This is a genomic window from Pseudomonas sp. LBUM1660, assembly GCF_059695935.1.
Genome location: NZ_CP166795.1, coordinates 5,781,277 through 5,807,121 on the forward strand (window position 1 = coordinate 5,781,277; position 25,845 = coordinate 5,807,121).

At 60.5% G+C, this 25,845-nt stretch carries 21 protein-coding genes; 11 read left to right on the forward strand and 10 right to left on the reverse strand.

Features of this window, described 5'->3' with window-relative positions; all coding sequences use genetic code 11:
• Window positions 1-48: 48 nt before the first annotated feature.
• The 8 genes from ACA068_RS26910 to bioB all read right to left on the reverse strand — a co-directional run bounded on the left by ACA068_RS26910 (window position 49) and on the right by bioB (window position 8,661).
• A complete protein-coding gene (locus tag ACA068_RS26910) occupies window positions 49-1,338 on the reverse strand; it encodes a GGDEF domain-containing protein (protein WP_461982626.1) in 1,290 nt (429 codons plus the stop codon).
• A 227-nt stretch (window positions 1,339-1,565) separates the two neighbouring features.
• Window positions 1,566-3,371 (reverse strand): phenylacyl-CoA dehydrogenase, encoded by a 1,806-nt coding sequence (locus ACA068_RS26915; RefSeq protein ID WP_497305946.1) that lies wholly within the window; start codon window positions 3,369-3,371, stop codon window positions 1,566-1,568.
• 277 nt (window positions 3,372-3,648) lie between these two features.
• Entirely contained in the window at window positions 3,649-3,945 is a 297-nt protein-coding gene (locus ACA068_RS26920) for a pyrroloquinoline quinone biosynthesis protein PqqE (protein WP_497305947.1), read from the reverse strand.
• Window positions 3,946-4,052: 107 nt separating this feature from the next.
• Entirely contained in the window at window positions 4,053-4,733 is a 681-nt protein-coding gene (gene bioD, locus ACA068_RS26925) for a dethiobiotin synthase (RefSeq protein ID WP_497305948.1), read from the reverse strand.
• A complete protein-coding gene (gene bioC, locus ACA068_RS26930) occupies window positions 4,730-5,542 on the reverse strand; it encodes a malonyl-ACP O-methyltransferase BioC (protein ID WP_497305949.1) in 813 nt (270 codons plus the stop codon). Before bioC ends, bioD begins: the two co-directional genes overlap by 4 nt.
• Window positions 5,535-6,266 carry an alpha/beta fold hydrolase gene (locus tag ACA068_RS26935; protein WP_497305950.1) on the reverse strand — a complete coding sequence of 244 codons (732 nt, stop codon included), beginning with the start codon at window positions 6,264-6,266 and terminating at the stop codon, window positions 5,535-5,537. Before ACA068_RS26935 ends, bioC begins: the two co-directional genes overlap by 8 nt.
• Entirely contained in the window at window positions 6,259-7,437 is a 1,179-nt protein-coding gene (bioF, locus tag ACA068_RS26940; RefSeq protein ID WP_497305951.1) for an 8-amino-7-oxononanoate synthase, read from the reverse strand. The genes ACA068_RS26935 and bioF overlap by 8 nt, the downstream gene beginning before the upstream one ends.
• Window positions 7,438-7,605: 168 nt before the next feature.
• Window positions 7,606-8,661 carry a biotin synthase BioB gene (bioB, locus tag ACA068_RS26945; RefSeq protein ID WP_010467114.1) on the reverse strand — a complete coding sequence of 352 codons (1,056 nt, stop codon included), beginning with the start codon at window positions 8,659-8,661 and terminating at the stop codon, window positions 7,606-7,608.
• Between the two features lie 90 nt (window positions 8,662-8,751).
• Here bioB and ACA068_RS26950 point away from each other — a divergent pair, with 90 nt between their 5' ends.
• From ACA068_RS26950 to rarD, 5 genes are all read left to right on the forward strand, one after another.
• Window positions 8,752-9,492, forward strand: a complete 741-nt coding sequence (locus ACA068_RS26950; RefSeq protein ID WP_497305952.1) for a ComF family protein — start codon at window positions 8,752-8,754, stop codon at window positions 9,490-9,492.
• Window positions 9,493-9,619: 127 nt separating this feature from the next.
• Window positions 9,620-10,384, forward strand: a complete 765-nt coding sequence (locus ACA068_RS26955) for a TOBE domain-containing protein (RefSeq protein WP_497305954.1) — start codon at window positions 9,620-9,622, stop codon at window positions 10,382-10,384.
• A gap of 58 nt (window positions 10,385-10,442) precedes the next feature.
• Window positions 10,443-12,344: a PhoX family protein gene (locus ACA068_RS26960; protein ID WP_497305956.1), complete on the forward strand. Its 1,902-nt coding sequence runs from the start codon at window positions 10,443-10,445 to the stop codon at window positions 12,342-12,344.
• A 182-nt stretch (window positions 12,345-12,526) separates the two neighbouring features.
• Entirely contained in the window at window positions 12,527-13,501 is a 975-nt protein-coding gene (locus tag ACA068_RS26965) for a serine/threonine protein kinase (RefSeq protein ID WP_219096955.1), read from the forward strand.
• A 163-nt stretch (window positions 13,502-13,664) separates the two neighbouring features.
• Entirely contained in the window at window positions 13,665-14,552 is an 888-nt protein-coding gene (gene rarD, locus ACA068_RS26970; protein ID WP_497305958.1) for an EamA family transporter RarD, read from the forward strand.
• A 215-nt stretch (window positions 14,553-14,767) separates the two neighbouring features.
• Here rarD and ACA068_RS26975 read toward each other — a convergent pair whose 3' ends face one another.
• A complete protein-coding gene (locus tag ACA068_RS26975) occupies window positions 14,768-15,286 on the reverse strand; it encodes a glycine cleavage system transcriptional repressor (protein ID WP_094470306.1) in 519 nt (172 codons plus the stop codon).
• 538 nt (window positions 15,287-15,824) lie between these two features.
• Between ACA068_RS26975 and ACA068_RS26980 the strand changes: the two genes are divergently transcribed.
• Entirely contained in the window at window positions 15,825-18,002 is a 2,178-nt protein-coding gene (locus ACA068_RS26980; protein ID WP_497305960.1) for a malate synthase G, read from the forward strand.
• A gap of 58 nt (window positions 18,003-18,060) precedes the next feature.
• Here ACA068_RS26980 and ACA068_RS26985 read toward each other — a convergent pair whose 3' ends face one another.
• Window positions 18,061-18,519: a response regulator gene (locus tag ACA068_RS26985; RefSeq protein ID WP_497305962.1), complete on the reverse strand. Its 459-nt coding sequence runs from the start codon at window positions 18,517-18,519 to the stop codon at window positions 18,061-18,063.
• 254 nt (window positions 18,520-18,773) lie between these two features.
• Here ACA068_RS26985 and ACA068_RS26990 point away from each other — a divergent pair, with 254 nt between their 5' ends.
• The 5 genes from ACA068_RS26990 (at window position 18,774) to ACA068_RS27010 (ending at window position 25,819) form a co-directional block, all read left to right on the forward strand.
• A complete protein-coding gene (locus ACA068_RS26990; RefSeq protein WP_497310672.1) occupies window positions 18,774-20,714 on the forward strand; it encodes a putative nucleotidyltransferase substrate binding domain-containing protein in 1,941 nt (646 codons plus the stop codon).
• The gene (locus ACA068_RS26995; RefSeq protein ID WP_497305964.1) at window positions 20,711-21,418 is read left to right on the forward strand and encodes a 3'-5' exonuclease; all 708 of its coding nucleotides are present in this window, start codon (window positions 20,711-20,713) and stop codon (window positions 21,416-21,418) included. The genes ACA068_RS26990 and ACA068_RS26995 overlap by 4 nt, the downstream gene beginning before the upstream one ends.
• 236 nt (window positions 21,419-21,654) lie before the next feature.
• The gene (locus ACA068_RS27000; protein ID WP_497305966.1) at window positions 21,655-22,173 is read left to right on the forward strand and encodes an RNA polymerase sigma factor; all 519 of its coding nucleotides are present in this window, start codon (window positions 21,655-21,657) and stop codon (window positions 22,171-22,173) included.
• Window positions 22,170-23,144: a FecR domain-containing protein gene (locus tag ACA068_RS27005; protein ID WP_497305967.1), complete on the forward strand. Its 975-nt coding sequence runs from the start codon at window positions 22,170-22,172 to the stop codon at window positions 23,142-23,144. The genes ACA068_RS27000 and ACA068_RS27005 overlap by 4 nt, the downstream gene beginning before the upstream one ends.
• Window positions 23,145-23,392: 248 nt before the next feature.
• Complete coding sequence (locus ACA068_RS27010; RefSeq protein WP_497305969.1) at window positions 23,393-25,819, forward strand: TonB-dependent siderophore receptor; 2,427 nt, start codon at window positions 23,393-23,395, stop codon at window positions 25,817-25,819.
• Window positions 25,820-25,845: the final 26 nt, after the last annotated feature.

Here is a 25,845-nt window from a genome sequence, read left to right on the forward strand (position 1 = left end):
CACCCTGCCTCACAATCACAGTCCAGACGCTGAATGCGCCATCATCACTCAACCCGCAGCGGCGTCCATGCGCACCGCGCCACGGCGAGTCTGACCGAAGGCCACCACACAATTTCGCCCGGCGCCCTTGGCGCTGTAGAGCGCTTCGTCAGCGGACTTGAGCACTTTTTCGGGGGTGCGCTGCTCCACGCGTTCGGCGACGCCGATGCTCACGGTCACCGACACGCTTGAAGCGCCCGGCCCCGCGCGACGCTGACGCCCCTGTTGGTCGTCTTGCGGGCGGGCGTCTTGGTTGCGCAGTTGAATGTTGTACGTGGCGATGGACTCGCGGATGACTTCCAGGTGCGGCATGCACTCTTCCAGTGTCTTGCCCGCGAACACCAGGGCAAATTCTTCACCGCCGTAGCGATACGCCCTACCGCCTCCACCGATTTTCGACAGCTTGCTGGCGACCAGTCGCAAGACCTGGTCGCCGACATCGTGACCGTGGGTGTCGTTGAATTTCTTGAAGTGATCGACGTCGCTCATGGCCAGCACGTAATTGCGCCCCAGCCGCTGCATCCGCTCGTTCAAGGCGCGGCGCCCCGGCAGGCCGGTAAGCTCGTCGCGGAAGGCCATTTGATAGGCTTCGTGGGCAACCGCGGCGGCAATCATCAACATCACCTGGCTGCACATGATGTTCAAGGTGAAGGGCAGGATGAAGGTTTTCGGCAGCGCCCAAAACAACCCGAGCAAGCCGACCAGCTGTGCGGCGTGCAAGGGTCTCGGGTTACGCCAGTATTGCCAGCTCAGCAGCAGGAACGAGGCAATGAACACGGGATAGGACAACTGGATCAGGCTCATCCAGGCGCCATGCAGCGCTGGCCAGCGGATTTCCGACAGCCACATCAACAAGGCCTGGGGATAACTTTGCTCCAGCCCCAACGCGACACTGCCGACGGCCAGCAATACCGCGAAGCGCGCCACCATGTCCTGAAACAAATGAGTGCGTTCCTGCCAGGCGGCGAAAACACCGAACAACAGCGGCAGCAACAGGCAACACAGGTGGAAAACCACCGCTGCGTCATCTCGGACCTTGCCGTTGTCGCGGTAATAATCGGTCTGGGTGTCGAGCAGAAAGTAGGCGATGTACACCGTCACCATCAGAAACAGCTCGCGCTGACGTCGGTAAACCGCGCAGTACGCACCGCCGAGCAACAGCACCAGGGTCGGCAGCACGTTGAACAGCGAAGTGAAAAAGACGTTGAGGTCCTTGATGTAGGCGGCCGCAAGCCCCGCAAGTAAAAGCAGTAACGACGGTAGGAAATGGCTGAAACGTACAGCGGAAGAACGCGGCAAGGGTAAAGCTCCGACCGTCATGACAATAGATGGCATTGTGCCCACCTACTGTAACGGCAGAAATGCCGACTTACTGAGTCGTTGGCCAAGGTTTTTTTAGCGGTTGCGATATTGGCTATCTGCAGGGCGGCCAGTTTTGGGTCACGGGTGGCTGTATTGTTTTGAAAAGCAAAAAAAAACCGCCACCCCCGAAGGAGTAGCGGCTTCATGAAGATCTACGTTAAGGCTTAGTAGCCCAGCGCGAAGTTCTCTTCTTTCATGTCCATCAAGTTGTTGGCACCCGACAACATGGTTGCAACGTGAGTGCGGGTACGCGGCAGGATGCGCTGGAAGTAGAAGCGCGCAGTCTGCAGCTTGGCGGTGTAGAACGCCTCTTCGGAAGTGCCGGCAGCCAGTTTCTCGGCAGCCAGACGCGCCATGTCAGCCCAGAAGTAGGCCAGACAGGCGTAACCGGAGTACATCAAGTAGTCCACCGACGCCGCGCCGACTTCTTCGCGATCCTTCATGGCAGCCATACCGACCTTCATGGTCAGATCGCCCCATTCTTTGTTCAGCGCAGCCAATGGCTCGACGAACTCCTTGACCGCTTCATTGCCTTCGTTGGTCTGGCAGAACTTGTGGACGATCTTGGTGAAGCCTTTCAGAGCCTCGCCTTGAGTCATCAGCACTTTACGGCCCAGCAGGTCGAGTGCCTGGATACCGGTGGTGCCTTCGTACAGCATCGAAATGCGGCTGTCGCGAACGTTCTGCTCCATGCCCCACTCGGCGATGAAGCCGTGGCCGCCGTAAATTTGCACGCCGTGGTTGGCGGATTCGAAGCCGACTTCAGTCATGAAGGCTTTGGCGATTGGAGTCATGAAGGCCAGCAGTGCGTCGGCTTTCTTCTTCTCTTCTTCGTCTACGCCGTATTTGACGATGTCGACTTGCTTGGCGGTGAAGTAAACCATCGCGCGGTTGCCTTCGGCGAACGCTTTCATGGTCAGCAGCATGCGACGTACATCAGGGTGAACGATGATCGGGTCAGCGGCTTTTTCCGGCGCTTTCGGGCCAGTCAGCGAGCGCATTTGCAGACGATCGCGAGCGTATTTCAGGCCGCCCTGGAAGCCGATCTCGGCGTGGGCCAGACCTTGCAGCGCGGTGCCCAGACGAGCGGTGTTCATAAAGGTGAACATGCAGTTCAGGCCTTTGTTCGCCGGGCCGATCAGGTAACCGGTGGCCGCGTCGAAGTTCATCACGCAAGTGGCGTTGCCGTGGATGCCCATTTTGTGTTCCAGGGAACCACAGCTCACGGCGTTACGTGCGCCGATCGAACCGTCAGCGTTCGGCATGAACTTCGGCACGATGAACAGGGAAATGCCTTTGGTGCCAGCCGGTGCATCCGGCAGGCGGGCCAGCACGATGTGGACGATGTTGTCGGCCATGTCGTGTTCACCGGCCGAGATGAAGATCTTGGTGCCGGAGACTTTGTAGGAACCGTCGGCCTGAGGTTCGGCCTTGGTGCGCAGCATGCCCAGGTCGGTGCCGCAGTGCGGTTCGGTCAGGCACATGGTGCCGGTCCACTCGCCGGAAACCAGTTTGGTCAAATAGGCTTCTTGCTGCTCAGGGGTGCCGTGCTCGGAGATGGTGTTCATCGCGCCGTGCGACAGGCCTGGGTACATGCCCCACGACCAGTTGGCTTCGCCAACCATTTCGCTGACGGCCAGACCCAGAGACTCCGGCAGGCCCTGGCCGCCGTGTTCTACGTCGTGGGCCAAGCTTGGCCAGCCGCCTTCAACGAATTGCTTGTAGGCTTCTTTGAAGCCAGTCGGGGTTTTAACGCCGGACTCGCTCCAGGTGCAGCCTTCGGTGTCACCCACGCGGTTCAGCGGAGCCAGCACCTGCTCACAAAACTTGGCGCCTTCTTCAAGAATGGCGCTAACCATGTCTGGAGTTGCGTCTGCGCAAGCCGGAAGGCTCTGATAGTGCGCTTCGTAGCCGAGCAGTTCGTCACGAACGAAGCGAATATCACGCAAGGGGGCCTTGTAGTCAGGCATAGCGATAAACCTCTGCTGATGTAACCGGGAATGAACGACCGTGTTGATTTGTTGTGACGGTCAAACAGTTGTTTGAAACATACGTTTACGCCCAAATCTTGTCAAGCGCCGATCTTTTGCCGTTCGTCATCGCGCCGCCAAATGCCGGACACGCAGCCGCGCTGCCGCCGTTGACAACGCAACAGGCCCTGTAGGAAAGATTAGTTGAGGGAGAAGGACTTACGTATAAAAACGCCGCGAATAGTCGCGGCGTTGGCAGGACGGATTCAGCGAGGGGTCAAGCGAAAGTATCGATCAACGTCCCAAGCATTTCATCGGAAGCCTTGGCGACTTTGGCGCCCGCCTCAACCTGAAACTTGCCCTGTGCCATCTCGACCATGCTGCTGGCCACGTCCGATTGCTGACTGCGATCTACCGAACGCAGGCGGTCTACCTGAACCTCGGAAGACTGGCTGGTTACCGAACGCTCGATGGTGCTGCTGGCAATCTGGCTGGAAGCCTGATCGACACGGTTCTGCCCTGTCTGAATAGTGCTCAGACCGGCATAAAAAGCGGTGTTTCCTGAGATTTCCATAGGGGAACTCGTCCTACAAAGGATTAACTTTGGCCATTGAACCAGACCTGATGGCAAAAGGCCCGACAAAAACACTAATGGCACAGTGCCTTGTCATAGGCAAAACCTCAATCCAGCAGATCCAGTTGCAAATGTTCCGCCACCGCTTCGGCCGTCACCAACTTGAGTTTCGGCACTCGCCCAAGGCAAGGTGCCGGGATCCGCTCAGCGAGAGTCGCGAGGTTCTCTTCCAGGCGCGAAGTCTTCGGATCGATGATATTGGCCACCCACCCCGCCAGCTGCAAACCGTCCTGGGCAATCGCCTCGGCGGTCAGCAGCGCATGATTGATGCAACCCAGGCGCACGCCGACCACCAGAATCACCGGCAGATCCAGCGCCATCGCCAGATCCGACAGATTGGCCTGATCCGCCAACGGCACGCGCCAGCCGCCGGCGCCTTCGATCAAGGTGAAATCCGCCTGCATGTCGAGAATTTCGCGCATCGGCGCCAACAGTGACTGCACCGTCAGCGCTACGCCCGCCTCCCGCGCGGCCAGGTGCGGAGCGATCGGCGGTTCGAATGCCACCGGGTTGACCTGTGCATAAGTCAGCGGCAATGAGCACTCGGCCAGCAACGCCAGCGCATCGGAATTACGCAAACCCTTGGGCGTCACATCGCAGCCGGAAGCGACCGGCTTGCCCGCTGCCGTGCTCATGCCCGCCGACCGCGCGGCATGCAACAAACCTGCAGCAATGGTGGTCTTGCCGACATCAGTGTCCGTGCCGGTGATGAAATAAGCAGCGCTCATATGGTTTTCTCCAACACGGCGTAGACCACCTGATAAGTCGCCGGCAATCCTTCGGCCTGACGAAACTGCTCATAAGCCTCGACCAAGCCGAGGATCCGCGCCCGACCGGTCAAACCGCCCGGCCGACCGGGGTTCAAGTTGTGCGCACCCAACGCCTTGAGTTCATGCGTCAGGCTGCGCACGTCCGGGTAATGCAACACGTGAGGACGAGTTCCGAGACTGACAACCCTCAAGCCACTGGCCGCGCACAGCTGTTGATAAATACCGAACTCGCGGAAGCGATTGACGTGCACCATGCCATCCACTTGACGCCAGCTGTCACGCAACTCAAATAGCGTTCCTACACAAAGACTGGCAAACGCGAAAATCCCACCCGGCTTCAGTGCCCGATATGCCTCACTGAGCACCGATTCGAAATCCGCGCACCACTGCACCGCCAGGCTGGAGAAGATCAGATCACAGGTCGAATCCTGCAGCGGCAAACGCTCCGCGTCCCCGGCGATGAAATGGCTGGCGCCGCCCAATGGCCGGGCGTGGTTGAGCATGCCCTCGGCGATGTCCATTGCCAGTCCGTTGCCCGAAGGAAAGCGCTCGCCCAATGCCCGGCTGAAATGCCCGGTACCGCAACCCAGATCCAGCCAGACACCCGGCACAAAATCACCGGGCAAACGGCTCAACAACTGGCTGCCGACATCGCGCTGCAATTCGGCGACGCTGTCGTAACTCGCCGCCGCGCGGGAGAAGGATGCCGCCACCTGACGCTTGTCGGGCAAACCGCCGGGCAGATTGGGGAGGGATAAATCAGTCATCACCGGACTCGTGCAAAAAGGCCTGGATCGCCCCCGCCACACCGTGGGGATCTTCCAGAAGAAACGCATGGCTGGCCTGTTCAATCAGGCCGATTTCGACATCCGGCAGCAAGGCCAGAAGGTCTCCGGCCGCTTCGGCCGGGACCAGGCCGTCGAGCCCGGCGAACAGATGTAATTGCGGGCCACGAAACGCCTGCAACGCCTGGCGGGTATCCAGTTGTGCGAGCACTTCCAGTCCGCTCATCAATATCGAAGCGGAGGCATTTGGCGCACCACCGAGCAACAGACGCGACAGTCCGCGCGGGTCTTCGGCCCCTTGAGCGCAGAGGAGGGAAAAGCGCTTCAGCGTCATCCGCGGATCGGCCTTGCAGCCGGCCAGGAACGCGTCGAAGGTTTCGCCAGGCATCGCGCTCGGCCATAGCTCATGGGCGACAAAAGAAGGATTGCTCGCCAAGGTCAGCAAGCCGCAGCAACGGTCACCACGACGCGCCGCCAACTCAGACGCAAGCATGCCGCCAAGGGACCAGCCACCGAGCCAAGCGTCTTGCGGGATCGTCGAATCCAGCTCATCGATCCATTCCTCAAGATCGCTCGATTCCAGTTCCGGCAACGGCTCGATCTCGACCCGCAGATGCTCATCCAACCCCTGCAAGGCGGCCGCCAAAGGCTCCAGCGGTGAAATCCCGAGACCCCAACCGGGCAGCAGAATCAGTCGATCACGCATGGCTTGGCTCCGGTCCCAGTTGTTGAAAACAATCGGCCAGTCCATTCAACAATAGCTGCACCTGCGCTTCACTGTGGGCGGCGGTCAGGGTCACGCGCAGACGGGCGCTGCCGGCGGGCACGGTGGGCGGTCGAATCGCCGTGACCATCAGCCCGCGCTCGCGCAGCATCTGCGACAGTCGCATCGCACGCCCGGCATCGCCGATCATGATCGGCTGGATCGGCGTGAAGCTGTCCATCAGCTCCAGGCCGATTTGCTCGGCACCGTGGCGAAATTGGCGGATCAACGTTTTCAGATGCTCGCGTCGCCAATGTTCAGTGCGCAGCAGTTCAACGCTTTTTAGCGTTGCGCAGGCCAAGGCCGGCGGTTGGCTGGTGGTGTAAATGTAGGGGCGGGCAAACTGGATCAGGCTTTCGATCAGCTCTTCGCTGCCGGCCACAAAAGCACCTGCGGTGCCGAACGCCTTGCCGAGGGTGCCGACCAATACCGGAACGTCTTCCTGACTCAAGCCGAAATGCTCGACGATCCCGCCGCCGTTGGCGCCCAGCGGACCGAAGCCATGCGCGTCATCAACCATCAACCACGCGCCTTTGGCCTTGGCTTCCCGGGCCAGCGCCGGCAAGTCGGCGATATCGCCGTCCATGCTGAACACGCCGTCGGTGACCACCAGCGTATTGCCGGTGGCCTTCTCCAGACGCTTGGCCAGACTGGCCGCGTCGTTGTGCAGATAGCGATTGAAACGTGCGCCGGACAATAAACCGGCATCCAGCAACGACGCGTGATTGAGGCGGTCTTCCAGCACCGTATCGCCCTGCCCGATCAACGCGGTGACTGCGCCGAGGTTGGCCATGTAGCCGGTGGTGAACAGCAGCGCACGCGGGCGCCCCGTCAAATCGGCCAAGGCTTCTTCCAGCGCGTGATGCGGCGCGCTGTGGCCAATGACCAAATGCGATGCCCCGCCACCAACGCCCCAACGGGCAGCGCCGGCACGCCAGGCTTCGATCACTTGCGGGTGATTGGCCAGGCCCAGGTAGTCGTTGTTGCAGAACGCCAGCAACGGCTGACCGTCGACCACTACTTCCGGGCCTTGAGGGCTTTCGAGCAGAGGGCGCTGGCGGTAAAGGTTTTCGGCACGACGGGCAGCAAGGCGTGCGGCGAGATCGAAAGACATGCAGGCCTCGTGGATCAGAATTCAGAAGTGATGTAGCAGAACCTGTGGGAGCGAGCTTGCTCGCGATAAGGCCATGACATCCAACATCTATGTTGAATATTAAAATGCTATCGCGAGCAGGCTCACTCCTACAGGGTTTTGCATTCCTTCAGAAGGATCAGTGGAGCGTTAAACAGCCGCGTTGTAGAACTGCTCGCTGCTCTTCTGCTCAACCAGCGCCTGTTCAATCGCAGCCTGATGCACTTCGTCCGCGTGCTCTTCGCGCGCTTCCGGCAGGATCCCCAGGCGCGAGAACAGTTGCATGTCCTTGTCGGCCTGCGGGTTGGCGGTGGTCAGCAGTTTTTCGCCGTAGAAAATCGAGTTGGCACCGGCGAAGAACGCCAGGGCCTGCATCTGCTCGTTCATCGCTTCGCGGCCGGCGGACAGGCGCACGTGGGATTGCGGCATCAGGATGCGCGCGACGGCGAGCATGCGGATGAAGTCGAACGGGTCGATGTCTTCGGCATTTTCCAGCGGCGTACCAGCGACTTTCACCAGCATGTTGATCGGCACCGACTCTGGATGCTCTGGCAGGTTGGCCAGCTGGATCAGCAGATTGGCGCGGTCATCGAGGGATTCGCCCATGCCGAGGATGCCGCCGGAGCAGATCTTCATCCCCGACTCGCGCACGTAAGCCAGAGTTTGCAGGCGCTCGCTGTAAGTGCGGGTGGTGATGATGCTGCCGTAGAACTCCGGCGAGGTATCGAGGTTGTGGTTGTAGTAGTCGAGGCCGGCGTCGGCCAGCGCAACGGTCTGGTCCTGATCCAGGCGACCCAGGGTCATGCAGGTTTCCAGGCCCATGGCTTTCACGCCCTTGACCATTTCCAGCACGTAAGGCATGTCTTTGGCCGACGGGTGTTTCCACGCCGCGCCCATGCAGAAACGTGTCGAACCGATGGCCTTGGCGCGAGCGGCCTCTTCGAGAACCTTCTGCACTTCCATCAGTTTTTCTTTTTCCAGGCCGGTGTTGTAGTGACCGGACTGCGGACAATATTTGCAATCTTCCGGGCAGGCGCCGGTCTTGATCGACAGCAGCGTGGAAACCTGGACGCGGTTGGCGTCGAAATGCGCGCGGTGCACCGTCTGCGCCTGGAACAACAGGTCGTTGAATGGCTGAACGAAGAGTGCTTTGACTTCGGCCAAAGACCAGTCATGACGCAGGGTTGCAGAGGTGCTGGCGCTCATGGGCGTTTCCTTGTTTATGCTTGGCAAGCGGCTGGGGAAGGGAATACCCACAGACGCGACACGGATGTTCGGCATATTTAAGGAAGAGTGATGCGCTGTCAACCACGATACGTAGGACCGGTTTACATCTGGCTAAACAATAACCAACACTGCTTGCTCTGCAGTGAAGCCACCGAAGACGTCAGGCCCATCTGCATAGCCTGTGAAACCGACCTGCCCTGGCTGGGCGATCACTGTCAGACCTGCGCCCTGCCCTTGCCTGCGTCGGGCCTGACGTGTGGCTCATGTTTAAAACGGCCGCCGGCTTTCGAGCGGGTCGCAGCCCCCTGGACTTACAGCTTTCCGGTGGACACATTGATCACGCGCTTCAAGCACAGCGCCAAGTGGCCGTTTGGCCGCCTGCTCGGCGAACTTCTCGCGCAATACCTGCAAAATCGCTTCGATGAGGACCTTAATCGGCCCGACGCTCTGGTCCCTGTTCCGCTTGCGGCTAAACGCCTGCGTCAACGGGGTTTCAACCAGGCCGCGATGCTCGCCCGCTGGCTCGGTGACAGCCTCAACATCCCTTGCGATGAAAAACTGCTGCTGAGGATTCAGGACACCAGCGCGCAACAGGACCTGAATGCCGACGCTCGCAAAAAGAACCTGCGCAATGCGTTTGCCCTAGTGGTCGATGCGCCGGTCAAAGGGCGGCACCTGGCGATTGTGGACGACGTGCTGACCACCGGCGCCACCACCCAGGCCCTGGCTCGCCTGTTGATGGATGCCGGAGCCGCGCGGGTCGACATCTACTGTCTGGCCCGCACGCCCAAACCCGGTGACGCAGCCTGACTGAAAACCACGTACAAAACCTGTGGGAGCGAGCCTGCTAGCTCCCACAGGGAACATGGGCTGACTTGACTCCCACGCGTCCAGCCGCCAACGTCTTCCCCATCTCCACAGCCCAAAGCACCTAGCCATGTCCTTGCCCACGCTGTTGTCCCAGCACATTGTCCGTCGCCCGCAGCGCATCGCGTTGCTGCAGCACATCGCCGAACAGGGCTCGATCACCCGCGCCGCAAAAAGTGCGGGGCTAAGTTACAAGGCGGCGTGGGACGCTATCGATGAGCTGAACAACCTCGCGCAAAAACCGCTGGTGGAACGCAGCGTCGGCGGCAAGGGCGGCGGCGGCGCCAAACTGTCCAACGAAGGCCAGCGAGTGCTGCGCCTGTATCAAAAGCTGCAAGCCTTGCAGGCCCAGGTGCTGGAAGCCGCCGAAGATGCCAGCGACCTGGACCTGCTCGGTCGGCTGATGCTCAGAACCAGCGCCCGCAATCAACTGCACGGCAAGGTCGTGGCGATCGACAACCAGGGGCACAACGACCGGGTCCGTCTTGAACTGGCCGAAGGCTTGACCCTCGATGCGCAGATCACTCACGACAGCACCCTGCGCCTGGAACTGCAGACCGGCACCGAAGTCGTGGCCCTGATCAAGGCAGGTTGGCTGGAGTTACTGGGCATCGATCAACAACCAACACCGGGCGACAACTTCCTGAATGGCACCATCGAAGAAATACTCGACGCCCAAGACGGCCCCAGCGAAGTGCGCATCGGCCTGCCCAATGGCCAGATCCTCTGCGCGCTGGCCGAGCCACTGCACTTGAGAAGCCAGGGGCTTGCCGCTGACAAACCGGTGCGGGTGCAGTTCGCGCCGTCCAACGTTTTGCTCGGTACACCGCTCTGAAACATAAGCTTCATCATTGCTCTTTAAGGTGGCTGCAAAAACCAGCAGGGAGCCTGATGTGAGCCTATTAGAAGAAAACCAGTCCACCGACCTCGAGAAAATGGTCGGCCTCAGTCGCCGTGGTTTCATCAGCGCCGGCGCCCTCTGCGGTGCGGCCATGTTCCTGGGCGGCAACCTGCTGAGCCGCAGCGTGCTGGCCGCGAGTGTCAGCGCAGGCTCCAGCAAACTGTTGGGTTTCGACAGCATCCCCGCCGCCACCAGCGACGCAATCACCCTGCCGCCAGGCTACAAGTCTTCGGTGCTGATCAGTTGGGGCCAGCCTCTGCAAAAAAACGGCCCGGCGTTCGACTTGAGCGGTAATGGCACCGCCGAGCAGCAGGAAGTCCAGTTCGGCGACAACAACGACGGCATGAGCCTGTTCGAATTCCCCGGTGAAAAAGACCGGGCGCTGATGGCGATCAACAACGAATACACCAACTATCGCTACCTCTACCCGCATGGCGGCATGCCGCAATCGGCACAAGAGGTGCGCAAGGCGCTGGCCTGCGAAGGTGTGTCGGTAATCGAAGTGCAGCGCAAGAATGGCCAGTGGCAATTCGTCCAGGGCTCGCGCTACAACCGGCGCATTCACGGCAACGCACCGATCAGCCTGAGCGGCCCGGCTGCCGGCCACGCACTGGTGAAAACCAGCGCCGATCCGCACGGCAAGAATGTCCTCGGCACCTTCCAGAACTGCGCCAACGGCAAGACGCCGTGGGGCACTTACCTGACCTGCGAAGAGAACTTCACCGACTGCTTCGGCAGCAGCAATGCCGAACAAAAGTTCGATGCCGCGCAGAAGCGCTACGGCGCAGTGGCGGCCAGCAAAGAGATCAACTGGCATCAACACGATGAGCGGTTCGACCTGGCGAAGAATCCGAACGAACTCAACCGCCACGGCTGGGTCGTGGAAATCGACCCGTTCGATCCGCAATCGACGCCGGTCAAGCGCACGGCACTGGGCCGCTTCAAACATGAAAACGCTGCGCTGGCTGAAACCCATGACGGCCACGCCGTGGTGTACATGGGCGACGACGAACGCGGCGAGTTCATCTACAAGTTCGTCAGCCGCGACAAGATCAACCACAAAAACCCCAAGGCCAACCGCGACCTGCTGGACCACGGCACGTTGTACGTGGCGCGCTTCGACGCGGGCGACGGCAATGCCGATCACCCGAAAGGCCAGGGCGAGTGGATCGAACTCACCCACGGTAAAAACGGTATCGACGCCAGCAGCGGTTTTGCCGACCAGGCCGAAGTGTTGATTCACGCGCGCCTGGCAGCCAGCGTGGTGAAGGCCACTCGCATGGACCGTCCGGAATGGATCGTCGTCAGCCCCAAGGATGGCCAGGTCTATTGCACGCTGACCAACAACGCCAAACGCGGCGAAGACGGTCAACCGGTGGGCGGGCCGAACCCCCGGGAGAAGAACGTCTACGGGCAGATCCTGCGCTGGCGCACCGACCGTGACGATCACGGTGCCAAAAGCTTTTCCTGGGACCTGTTTGTGGTCGCCGGCAACCCGGGCATCCACGCCGGTACGCCCAAGGGCGGTTCGTCGAACATCACGCCGCAGAACATGTTCAACAGCCCCGATGGCCTGGGCTTCGACAATGCCGGGCGGTTGTGGATTCTCACCGATGGCGATTCGAGCAACGCCGGGGATTTTACCGGCATGGGTAACAACCAGATGCTGTGCGCCGACCCGGTGACAGGGGAGATTCGTCGGTTCATGGTCGGGCCGGTTGGCTGCGAGGTCACGGGGATCAGCTTCTCGCCGGATCAGAAGACCTTGTTTGTCGGGATCCAGCATCCGGGGGAGAACGGTGGATCGACGTTCCCTGAGCATCTGCCGAATGGCAAGCCGCGATCTTCGGTGATGGCTATCACGCGTGAAGATGGCGGGATCGTCGGCGCCTGACAGGGCCCCATCGCGAGCAGGCTCGCTCCCACACTGGATCTGCGACACACCGCAAATCCCCTGTGGGAGCTAGCCTGCTAGCGATGGCAACACCACTCATCTCAAGCCTTAACACTAAAGAAGCCCCGTCTGCGCTACCATGCTTGGCCGGACGCGGCAGCCTGCTGCGCGCAGGAGTCAGCATGGCCCACCCGTTTGCAACCCTCACCCCAGACCTCGTGCTCGATGCCGTCGAAAGCATCGGCTTTCTCAGCGACGCCCGCATCCTGGCGCTCAACAGTTACGAGAACCGCGTCTATCAGGTCGGCATCGAAGACTCCGAGCCGCTGATCGCCAAGTTCTACCGCCCGCAGCGCTGGACCAACGAAGCGATTCTCGAAGAACACCAGTTCACCTTTGAGCTCGCCGAGTGCGACGTGCCGGTGGTGGCGCCGATGATTCACAACGGCGCCAGCCTGCATGAACATGCCGGGTTTCGTTTCACCCTGTTCCCCCGCCGTGGCGGCCGTGCGCCGGAGCCGGGCAATCTCGATCAGCTGTATCGCCTGGGCCAGTTGCTCGGCAGGCTGCACGCCGTCGGTGCGACCAAGCCGTTCGAACACCGTGAAGCGCTGGGCGTGAAGAATTTCGGTCACGATTCGCTGACCACGTTGCTCGAAGGCAATTTCGTCCCCAAGAGCCTGCTGCCGGCCTACGAGTCTGTCGCCCGCGACCTGCTCAAGCGCGTGGAAGAGGTCTACAAGGCCACGCCGCACCAGAACATCCGCATGCACGGCGATTGCCACCCCGGCAACATGATGTGCCGCGACGAGATGTTCCACATCGTCGACCTCGACGACTGTCGCATGGGCCCGGCGGTGCAGGACATTTGGATGATGCTGGCGGGGGATCGTCAGGAATGTCTGGGGCAGCTGTCGGAATTGATGGACGGCTACAACGAATTCCACGACTTCGACCCACGGGAACTGGCACTGATCGAACCGCTGCGCGCCTTGCGCCTGATGCACTACAGCGCCTGGCTCGCCCGCCGCTGGGACGACCCGGCGTTTCCGCACAGCTTTCCGTGGTTCGGCAGTGAGCGGTATTGGGGGGATCAGGTGTTGGCGTTGCGTGAGCAACTGTCTGCCCTGAACGAAGAACCCCTTAAGCTCTTCTGACCAACACATCCCCTGTAGGAGCGAGGCTTGCCCGCGAAGAACGATAACGCGGCCTGTCTGAAATACCGCGCTATCGTTCTTCGCGGGCAAGCCTCGCTCCTACAAAAAATACAACACATCTATACAATCCCCTCTTTGTTAGCTGCCTAAGCAAGGATTCTGCATGCAAGCCGCCAACCCGCGTCGCGGGTACATCCTGGGCCTGAGTGCCTACATCATCTGGGGCCTGTTCCCGATCTACTTCAAAGCCATCGCATCGGTGCCGGCCGTAGAAATCATCATCCACCGCGTGTTGTGGTCGGCGCTGTTCGGCGGCTTGTTGCTGATGGTCTGGAAACATCCGGGCTGGTGGCAGGAGCTGCGGGACAATCCTAAACGCCTGGCGGTCCTGGCCCTGAGCGGCACGCTGATTGCGGCCAACTGGCTGACCTACGTCTGGTCGGTGAACAACGGGCGCATGCTCGAGGCCAGCCTCGGTTACTACATCAATCCTTTGGTAAACGTGCTGCTGGGGATGTTGATCCTCGGCGAACGGCTGCGGCGCATGCAGTGGATCGCGGTGGGTCTGGCGGCGGTCGGTGTGGCGCAGCAGGTGTGGCAAGTCGGCAGTCTGCCGTGGGTGTCGTTGGTGCTGGCGCTGACGTTCGGCTTCTACGGCTTGATCCGCAAGCAAGCGCCCGTCAAGGCGCTGCCTGGCCTGGTGGTGGAAACCTGGATGCTGGTTCCGATTGCCATTGCCTGGCTGCTGTTCAATCAGACGGCCACAAGCGCTCAGCCCGAGTTCTGGACCACGTCCGAAGCCTGGTGGCTGGTGGCGGCCGGGCCGGTGACGCTGGTGCCGCTGGTGTGTTTCAACGCCGCCGCACGGCATCTGCCCTACACGACGCTGGGATTCCTCCAGTACCTGGCGCCGACGCTGGTGCTGTTGCAAGCCGTGCTGCTGTTTGGCGAACATTTGTCGTCCAGCACGCTGGTGGCCTTCATCTTTATATGGGCCGGCCTGGCGATTTACAGCGTCGATGCGGTGATCACTATGCGCCGCCGCAACTGATCAAAAAACACACAAACCTCTACAGACCACGTCCTTCGTGGCCTGCATTGATCCTTCCCAAGGTTATCCACAGCGTGATCCCCGCCGTTTGTGCGCAACTTGTTGAAACTGATGGTTTTTTGATCAGATCTTGAAGAAGCCCGGCCCGCGTGGGCTGGCGGGCTGTCTCTACAGGTTATCCACAGGCAGGTGCACGTTTAACTTGGATAACCCTGTCAGGGTTCACTGCGCAGCACCAATTCCACCATCAAATCGTCGGCCAGGGTTTCCAGGCGCGATTGCAAGACATCCAGCGACAAGGTCAGCGGTACTGCCAGAATCGCTTCGGCGTGGAACAACGGCTCGCTGCTCATCGGCGCCGGACGCACTTCGGTCACCAGACGCTCCAGATTCACGCCTTGTTCACTCAGCAGGCGAGTGATGTCACGGACAATCCCCGGGCGGTCATTGCCCACCAACTCCATGGCAATCGGTTTCCAGGTGCAGGATTGCTCAATGCCGCTTTCGGCGATCAGCACGCGAATGCCGTGGGCGGACAACGCCTTCAGGGCATCGACCAGCTCATCGTAGGCCTCGGCCGGCACGCCCACCCGAAGAATCCCGGCGAACTGCCCCGCCATGCGCGACATGCGGCTCTCCAGCCAGTTGCCGCCATGCTCGGCAATGCATTGGGCAATGCGCTCGACCTGCCCTGGCTTGTCCGGAGCGAAAACAGTGAGTACGAGGTGGTCCATGGCGCAGCCCTCTTTTGTTATAGAAAAAGAAGTATAGGCAAGGGTTGTTGCTGCGTTGATTCGGCGGACGCCTTCGCGGGCAAGCCTCGCTCCTACAAGGAACCACGCAACCCCTATAGGAGCGAGGCTTCCCGCGAAAGGAGCGCCGCGATGAACCTGCAAACAACAAATCGTGTACAAGTTTTTATATTTAACTGGAACAATCTAATAGTTTTTTGAGAACATCCCGTGCCCCGACGTGACCGCAATGCGTCACGGGGTCGCAGAACGACGTAATTAGTCTAATTTTCACAAGCGCAATTCATCATGTAGTATGCCGCAGCGCGCACTACATAACGTTGGATCGATGTCTGCCACAGGCACACTCGCAGCCCTGAAAGCCCTATCAGCAAGGCCTCAAAGCCGTTGATCGGTTCCATCCCAGCCGCCCGAAATGGCATGTACTGGTGGAGGGGGTTTGTGGTTTAAATAGCCAGAGGCTTCATTGTCAAAATTGAAGAGCTGAAAAGCGAAATAGCTGAGCAGAGTGAGGCAAGCAATGACTGAACACGTTCAAGTCGGTGGCCTGCAGGTCGCCAAAGTCCTGTTCGACTTCGTGAACAACGAAGCCATTCCCGGTACCGGCCTCACCGCCGATAAGTTCTGGGCCGGTGCCGACAAGGTCATTCATGACCTGGCGCCGAAGAACAAAGCCCTACTCGCCAAACGCGATGATTTCCAGGCTCGTATCGATGGCTGGCACCAATCCCGTGCCGGTCAATCACACGACGCGGTGGCCTATAAAGCCTTCTTGCAAGACATCGGTTATCTGCTGCCAGAAGCGGCCGATTTCCAGGCAACGACGCAAAACGTCGATGACGAAATCGCCCGCATGGCCGGTCCACAGCTCGTGGTGCCGGTGATGAATGCCCGTTTCGCGCTCAATGCCTCGAACGCCCGTTGGGGTTCGCTGTACGACGCGCTCTACGGCACCGACGCCATCAGCGAAGCCGACGGCGCGGAGAAAGGCAAAGGCTACAACAAGGTTCGCGGCGACAAAGTGATTGCCTTCGCCCGCGCCTTCCTCGACGAGGCCGCGCCATTGGCGGCCGGCTCCCACGTCGACTCCACCGGCTACAAGATCGTTGACGGCAAACTGGTGGTCGCCCTCAAAGGCGGCAGCAACACTGGCCTGCGCAACGACGCCCAACTGATCGGTTTCCACGGCGATGCAGCCGCACCGACCGCGATCCTGCTGAAAAACAACGGCCTGCATTTCGAAATCCAGGTCGATGCCAGCACCCCGGTCGGCCAGACCGACGCTGCCGGTATCAAAGACATCCTGATGGAAGCCGCGCTGACCACCATCATGGACTGCGAAGACTCCGTCGCTGCTGTCGATGCCGATGACAAAGTGGTGATCTACCGCAACTGGCTCGGCCTGATGAAGGGCGACCTGTCGGAAGAAGTCTCCAAGGGCGGTCAGACCTTTACCCGCACCATGAACGCAGACCGCACCTACACCGGTGTCGACGGTCAGGAACTGAGCCTGCATGGTCGCTCGCTATTGTTCGTGCGCAACGTCGGTCACCTGATGACCATCGATGCGATTCTCGACAAGGATGGCAACGAAGTACCGGAAGGCATCCTCGACGGCCTGATCACCAGCCTCGCGGCGATCCACAGCCTCAACGGCAACAGCTCGCGCAAGAACAGCCGTACCGGTTCGGTCTACATCGTTAAACCGAAAATGCACGGCCCGGAAGAAGCCGCGTTCACCAACGAGCTGTTCGGTCGCATCGAAGATGTGCTCGGTCTGCCGCGCAACACGCTGAAAGTCGGGATCATGGACGAGGAGCGCCGGACCACGGTCAACCTCAAGGCCTGCATCAAGGCCGCCAGCGAGCGTGTGGTGTTCATCAACACTGGTTTCCTCGACCGCACGGGCGATGAAATCCACACCTCCATGGAAGCCGGCCCGATGGTGCGCAAGGCCGACATGAAGGCCGAGAAGTGGATCGGCGCCTACGAGAACTGGAACGTCGATATCGGCCTGAGCACCGGCCTGCAAGGTCGTGCCCAGATCGGTAAAGGCATGTGGGCGATGCCCGACCTGATGGCGGCGATGCTCGAACAGAAAATCGCTCACCCGCTGGCCGGCGCCAACACCGCCTGGGTTCCATCGCCGACCGCTGCTGCGCTGCATGCGCTGCATTACCACAAGGTCGATGTGTTCGCCCGTCAGGCCGAGTTGGCCAAACGTGCGCGCGCTTCGGTGGATGACATCCTGACCATCCCGTTGGCCGTCAATCCAGACTGGACCGCAGAGCAGATCAAGAACGAACTGGACAACAACGCCCAGGGCATTCTCGGTTACGTGGTGCGCTGGATCGACCAGGGCGTGGGTTGCTCGAAGGTGCCGGACATCAACGATGTCGGCCTGATGGAAGACCGTGCGACGCTGCGTATTTCCAGCCAGCACATCGCCAACTGGCTGCGTCATGGCGTCGTCACCGAAGAACAAGTGATGGAAAGCCTCAAGCGCATGGCGCCGGTGGTTGACCGTCAGAACGCCAACGACGCGCTGTATCGCCCGCTGGCACCGAACTTCGACAGCAACATCGCCTTCCAGGCGGCGGTCGAACTGGTGGTTGAAGGCACGAAGCAGCCGAACGGCTACACCGAGCCGGTCCTGCACCGTCGTCGTCGCGAGTTCAAGGCTGCCAATGGCCTGTAACTGAAGACTGATGCCGGACAAAAAAAGGCCCTGATCGAAAGATCAGGGCCTTTTTGTTTCAAATCGGTTCCTGCACATCCATTCCCAACTCATGCTTGACCAGCGCCAACAGCTTGCCGGTATCGACAGGTTTGAGCAGGAAGTCGACCACGCTTAAATGCATGGCGGCAATCGCGTCTTGCACGTCGGCGTCGCCGGAAACAATGATGATCGGCATTGCCGCCCTTACCGACTCGCGAACTTCCCGGATCAGGTCCAGGCCACCGATGTGCCCCATGCGCAGATCGGTAATCACCAGGCCGATCGAGGGTTTCTCGCTCAACATCTTGAGTGCGATTTCACCACTGGCGGCGGTCATGCAACGAATACCGTCCAACGCGAGAATCTCCGACAACAGCTCCCGCGCGTCTTTATCGTCGTCGACGATCAGCACACGCTGCGGCGGCAAATCGGGTTCGAGCATGATTGCACTCAGCGCCTCGCGCTCGGCATCGCTCAAAATATCGTGGTCAGACATGGCTTTCTCTACGTTTTCATTTCAATTCCCTAGCTCATCCGTCAGACATCGCTAAGCAGGCCTTCAATGTGCACTTCGTCGGAAAGTTTTCCTATAGTAAATGTAGAGGTTTTTTCGCACAGTTGCGTCAGACATTTCCTAACTTCCGACGCCTGCACGCCCCGACCTAGACTTACGTCCAATGGGCACCCTGCGCGCAGGGGCCGACCATGGCTGAGTCATCCGACAACAACAATTCAAAAAAGACTGCGGTAATGGTTATGAGTAAAGAGGACGCCTTTACACAGGCAGGGAAGACCGCGGTGTTGCAGAACATCCAGGGCACTTTGCAATTCCTTCAGCGCTTCCCGCCCTTCAATCAGATGGAACACGCCCACCTGGCGTACCTGGTTGAACAATGTCAGCTGCGTTTTTATGCGCCCGGCGAGAGCATCATCAAACCGGCCGATGGACCGGTTGAGCATTTCTACATCGTCAAACAAGGCCGGGTCGTGGGTGAACGCCCGCATACGTCCAAGGACGGCACCGAAACCACCTTCGAAATCGCCACCGGCGAGTGTTTCCCCCTCGCCGCGCTGCTGGGTGAGCGTGCGACCCGCACCGAACACCTGGCGGCCGAAGACACCTTTTGCCTGCAGCTGAACAAGCTGGCGTTCATCAAACTGTTCGCACTTTCCACCACGTTTCGCGACTTTGCCCTGCGCGGTGTCAGCAGCCTGCTGGATCAGGTCAATCAGCAAGTCCAGCAAAAAGCCGTGGAAACCCTCGGCACTCAATATTCGCTGAACACGCGCCTGGGCGAATTGGCCATGCGCCATCCGGTGACCTGCAGCCCCGCCACGCCATTGCGTGAAGCCGTGACCCTGATGCATGAGCAACAGGTCGGCAGCATCGTGATTGTCGACGAGCAAAAAGCCCCGCTGGGCATTTTCACCCTGCGCGACCTGCGCCATGTGGTGGCCGACGGCACTGACGACTTCAACGAAGCGATCGAACGCCACATGACCCAGGCGCCGTTTTTCCTGTCGCCGGACCACAGCGCCTTCGATGCGGCGATCGCCATGACCGAGCGCCACATCGCCCACGTCTGCCTGGTGAAAGACCATCGATTGTGTGGCGTGGTGTCCGAGCGGGATCTGTTTTCACTGCAACGGGTCGACCTGGTGCATCTGGCGCGGACCATTCGCAGCGCGCAGAAACTGGAAAACCTGGTGGCGATGCGCGGCGAGATCGGTCAACTGGTCGAGCGCATGCTCGCGCACGGTGCCTCTTCGACCCAGATCACCCACATCATCACCTTGCTCAACGATCACACCGTGTGCCGGGTGATCGAACTGACCCTCGCCGAGAAAGGTGACCCCGGCATTCCGTTCAGCTGGTTGTGCTTCGGCAGCGAAGGCCGTCGTGAACAGACGCTGCACACCGATCAGGACAACGGCATTCTGTTCGAAGCCCGGGACGCGGCGCATGCCGCCGAAATTCGCGGCAAATTACTGCCCATTGCCCAGCAGATCAACCAAAGCCTGGCGCTCTGCGGCTTCACGCTGTGCAAGGGCAACATCATGGCCGGCAACCCCGAACTGTGTTTGTCCCGGGCCGAATGGGCGCGGCGTTTTGCGGCATTTATTCGCGACGCGACGCCGGAGAACCTGCTGGGATCGAGCATTTATTTCGACCTGCGCGTGGTCTGGGGCGACGAGCAAGGCTGCGAGCAGCTGCGTCAGGGCATTCTCGATCAAGTGAATGACAACCGGCTGTTCCAGCGGATGATGGCCGAAAACGCCTTGCGCAACCGTCCACCGGTAGGACGTTTCCGTGAGTTCGTGCTCGCGCGCAAGAATGGCGAGAAAGCCACGCTGGATCTGAAGGTCCAAGGACTGACGCCTTTCGTTGACGGCGCTCGATTGCTGGCCCTGGCCCATGGCATCGAGTCCAACAATACCCTGGAGCGCTTTCGCGAATTGGTGGCCAAAGAGGTCATTGAACGGCTGGACGGCGCCGCGTATGAAGAGGCCTACCACTTCATCCAGCAAACCCGCATGCAGCAACATCAACTACAGACCCGAGAGAACTTGCCCTACTCCAACCGGGTCGATCCGGACAGCCTCAATCATCTGGACCGCCGGATCCTGCGTGAATCCCTGCGCCAGGCTCAACGCCTGCAAAGCAGCCTGGCGCTGCGGTATCAGCTATGAGTCTGTTTTCATGGCTGCGCCCGGCAGGCCCAAGCCTGACCGGTGAACTGCAACAGCGTCTGCAACGCTTGCCCTCGGCGGCAGATCTGAGTGAATGCAGCCTGCGCGAGCAGCGCTGGGTCGTGCTCGACCTGGAAACCACCGGGCTGAACCTGAACAAGGACCGGGTGCTGTCCATCGGCGCGGTGGTGATCGAAGACGGGGCGATCGATTTCAGCCAGCAGTTCGAACGCACGCTGCAATGCGCCGATATGAAGGTGGGGCCCAGCGTGTTGATTCATGGTCTGGGGCCTAGCGCGATTGCCGCTGGCAGCGATCCGGCTCAAGCCCTGGTCGAATTCATGGAGTTCGTCGCAGACAGCCCGGTGCTGGCGTTTCATGCGCCGTTCGATCAACACATGCTTGGGCGTTCGCTGAAAGATCATTTAGGTTACAAATTGCAGCATCCGTTCCTGGATGTGGCGGACATCGCACCGTTGCTGTGTCCTCAGGCGCACATTCGCGATGCCGGGCTGGATGAGTGGATCGACTGGTTCAAGCTGGAGGTTTTCGAACGGCACAACGCCAGCGCGGATGCCTTGGCCACGGCGGAGCTGGCGTTGATTCTGTTCAGCCGCGCTCGGCAGCAGCAGATACATAGCCCGTTGAATTTGCAGCAGCGGGTGAGTCAGTGGAAACGCAGGCAGCGCGCGCCGTCCTTCTAAATCTGTGGCGCCTGTTCTGACGCCTTCGCGGGCAAGCCTCGCTTCTACAGGTTTTGTGTCGATCTGTGGAACGACGACATCCTGAGCGAGGCTTGCCCGCGAAGAACGATAACGCGGTCCAACTGAAGCCCCGCATCAAAAACCACCTGACCAGTGGCCAATTGCTTACCTCCCCCGCCTCTGCCACAATCGCGAACAATTCTCGTTAGTTAACATTTCCCAATCGGTGATGCTGCGTGTCGTCAGTCCAAAGCCCCCAAAGTGAGCTCGTTGATGCGTTATATCGCGACCATCGCGGTTGGCTATTGGCTTGGCTGCGACGCAATGTGGCCTGCCCGCAACGGGCCGAGGACCTGAGTCAGGACACCTTCGTGCGCTTGCTGGGCCGTGACGAGCTGAAGGAGCCTCGCGAACCGCGGGCGTTTCTGGTGGCGATCGCCAAGGGCCTGCTGTTCGACTATTTCCGTCGCGCAGCGCTGGAACAGGCCTACCTCACCGAATTGATGCTGATCCCCGAAGGCGAACAACCGTCGGTGGAAGAACAGCAGTTGATCCTCGAAGACCTGAAAAACATCGACCGCCTGCTCGGCAAGCTTTCAAGCAAGGCTCGAGCGGCGTTTCTCTATAACCGTCTCGACGGCCTCGGCCATGCGCAAATCGCCGAGCGCCTGGGTGTGTCGGTGCCCCGGGTTCGCCAATACCTGGCCCAAGGCATTCGTCAGTGCTACATCGCGCTGTACGGTGAGCCGGTATGAGCCCGGCCAGTTCCAAACCGGTGTCGGCCCACGTGCTCGACGCCGCGATTGCCTGGCAATTGTCCCTGGATTCCGGCAGCCCGGTGGAGCGTGAAGAATTCGCCAAATGGCACGCCGCACACGAGGAACACGCTCGGGCCTGGCGCCAGTTGGGCATGCTCGACCAGCGTTTCAGCGTCGCCAGCGGTCCTGCGCGCACGGCGTTATTGCAATCGCGCGAAAGCATCCGCCGACGGGTACGCACGCTTGGCAGTGGCCTGGCCAGCATCGTTGCAGTGATCGGCCTGGCGCTGTTCGTCGGTGATCGTTATCTGCCCATCGACTATTGGCTCGCAGACCAGCGCACCGCCACCGGCGAGCAGCGCACCCTGCGTCTGACCGACGGCACGCTGCTCAACCTCAACACCCACAGCGCGGTGGATGTTCGCTTCGATGAGAAACAGCGACTGATCATCCTTCAGGAAGGGGAAATACTCGTCGAAACCGGTCATGGCGATGCCCGGCCGTTTATCGTCGAAACCCGCGAGGGCAGCCTGCGCGCGCTGGGCACGCGGTTCCTGGTCAAGCGCGAGGACGACGGCACGCGGCTGAGCGTGTTGCGGTCCGCGGTGGCGGCCCATCCGCAGTCGAGCCCTGAAGAACAGATCCTGCGTGAAGGCCAGCAAGTGCTGATGCGCAGCAATGGCCTGGGGCCCATCGTCGCGCTGAACCTCGGCGCCGATGCCTGGACCCGCGGCATGCTGGTGGTGGACAACACACGACTGGAAGACCTGGTGCACGAACTCGGTCGATATCGACGCGGGCATTTGGGTGTTGCGCCGGAGGTGGCTGACCTGCGGATCACCGGCAGCTTCCCGCTGCACGACACCGACAAGGCCCTGAGCGCCCTGCTGCCGACCCTCCCGGTGCAGATCGAACAGCAAACGCCGTGGTGGGTGACGGTGGCGGCAAAAACGGAGGCCAAGCCCTGAGCGATGTTGCGCCTGATCGGCCGCCTTCGCGGGCAAGCCTCGCTCCTACAGGATGTCATCGCTCCACAGATCGACACAAAACCTGTAGGAGCGAGGCTTGCCCGCGAAGAGGCCCTCAACAACAGCACACATCTCGACTCAGCCCCCTCACTTACTGAATCGAAATTATTTTCATCCAGCCCTATCACTTTTGAATTCTCGTTCGGCACCTAGGCAATTGAGAAATATTTCCATTCAGGAGCCGCTGTATGTCCCGTTCGCTAGACACCTTGTTGCGCCCCAGCTTGCTGGCCGTCGCCATTGCCCTTTGCGCCCCGCTGGCCAGCAGTCCGCTGATTGCTGCTGAACAGGCGTCCAGCGTTCGCGCCTACAACCTGCCGGCCGCGCCATTGGCCAGCACGCTGAACCAGATCGCCAGCCAGGCGGGCCTCGCGCTGTCGTTGAACCCATCGCTGGCCGCGGGCAAGACCTCCGCCCCGGTCAAGGGTCAGTTCGACGCGGCCGGCGCCCTGCGTGAAGCCCTGCGCGGGTCCGGTCTGCAATTGGAACAAAGCAACGCCGGCACCTACAGCCTGATCGCCATTCCCGAGGGCACGCTGGCCCTGCCGGAAACCGCCGTCATCGGCGTCGAAAATACTGAAAGCGCCTGGGGCCCGGTGGAAGGCTACGTCGCCACGCGCACCGCCGCTGGCACCAAGACCGACACCGCGCTGGTCGAAGCGCCGCGCTCGATTTCGATCGCCACCCGCCAGCAAATGGATGATCGCAATGTGCAGAACCTCGATGACGCCGTGCGCTACATGCCCGGCATCGTCGCCAGCAGCTACGGCAGCGACACCCGCGCCGACTGGCTGCGGGTCCGGGGTTTTGAACCGACCCAGTTCCTCGACGGCCTGCCTCTGCCGAAAGGCACCTACGCCAACCCGAAACAGGAAACCTGGAACCTCGATCGCCTCGCCCTGCTGCGCGGCCCGGCGTCGTCGGTCTACGGCCAGACCCCGCCGGGTGGCTTGCTGGACATGGTCAGCCGCCGTCCAACCGCGCAAGACAGTCACGAGATCCAGCTGCAATACGGCAGCGATAACCAGCGTCAGATCAACTTCGCCAACACCGGCAAGATCGATGACGAAGGCCAGTTCCTCTATAGCCTGAGCGGCGTGGTGCGCGACAGCGGCACGCAGATCGACCACGTCGATAACAAGCGCTACAACATCGCGCCGAGCCTGACCTGGAACATCGACGAAGACACCCGGTTCACCCTGCTTACGCAATTCACCCGCGACGATACCGGCATCACCAGCCAGTTCCTGCCGGTGCAGGGCACCAAGATCGACATGCCGTTCGGCAAGGTTTCCCATCACAAGAACCTCGGCGACCCGGACTGGGAATACTACGACCGCACCTACTATGCGCTGGGCTATGCGTTCGAACATCGCTTGAACGACGTCTGGCAGTTCAAGCAGAACCTGCGTTACACCAAAACCGATCTGTCGTTTCAGGGGCTCACTGTCGGCTCGTATCCATTCACCCAGGTGGATGACGAAGGCAACGTCGGGCGCACCAGCACCATCGTCGATGAAGACATCAGCCAGTTCGCCGTGGATAACAATTTCCAGGCAGACTTCGCCACCGGCGATGTCCGTCACACGCTGCTGCTGGGGCTCGACCACCAGCGCAGCAACACCAACTACACCTCGATTTTCGGCGACGGACTGACCACCAACGTCAACAACCCGATCTATGGCCAGCCAATCGTTCGTCCGCCGCGCTCCACTGCGTTCTACGACTACAACCAGAAGACCTACCAGACCGGCCTGTACGTGCAGGACCAGATGGCCCTCGACCAATGGCGCCTGACCGTCGGCGGACGTGAGGATTGGGTCCACACCAGCACCGAGTTCTTCAACAAGGGCGACGCCACCAACACCCAGCGCGACAAGAACTTCAGCGGCAACGCGGCGATCAGCTATGTGTTTGACTCCGGCTTTGTGCCCTACCTGTCTTACGCCGAATCCTTCCAACCCACCACCGGCGCATCGGCCTCCAGCACCGAATCGTTCAAGCCGACCGAAGGCAAGCAGTGGGAATTGGGCATCAAGTATCAACCACCGGGCAGCAACACCCTGCTCAGCGCGGCGGTGTATGACCTGACCCAGAAAAATGTCTCGGTCACCACCACCGTCGGCGCCACGCCGATCACCAGCCAGACCGGCGAAGTGAAGGTCAAGGGTCTGGAGCTGGAAGCGGTGTCCGACGTCACCGAAAACCTGAAAATCATTGCCGCCTACACCCTGGCCAAATCCGAAGTGCAAAAAGGCGACAACAAAGGCAATCGCCTGCAACTGATGCCTAACCAACAGGCTTCGCTGTGGGCCGATTACACCTGGCACGCCGGCGTGCTGGACGGCTTCGGTATGGGTGCCGGCGCTCGTTACACCGGCAACACCTACGGCGACCAGGCCAACACCTGGCTGGGCAAGGCGAATGCCTACACCGTGTTCGACGCGGCGGTCCATTACGACCTCGGCCGTCTGGACAACAGCCTGAAAGGCGCGTCGCTGGCACTTAACGCCACCAACCTGCTGGACAAGGACTACATCTCCACCTGTGACAGTTTCTACTGCTACTACGGTGACCAGCGCAGCGTCGTCGCCAGTGCAACTTACAAGTGGTAATTGCCTGAGCCGAAGCTCCAAGACCC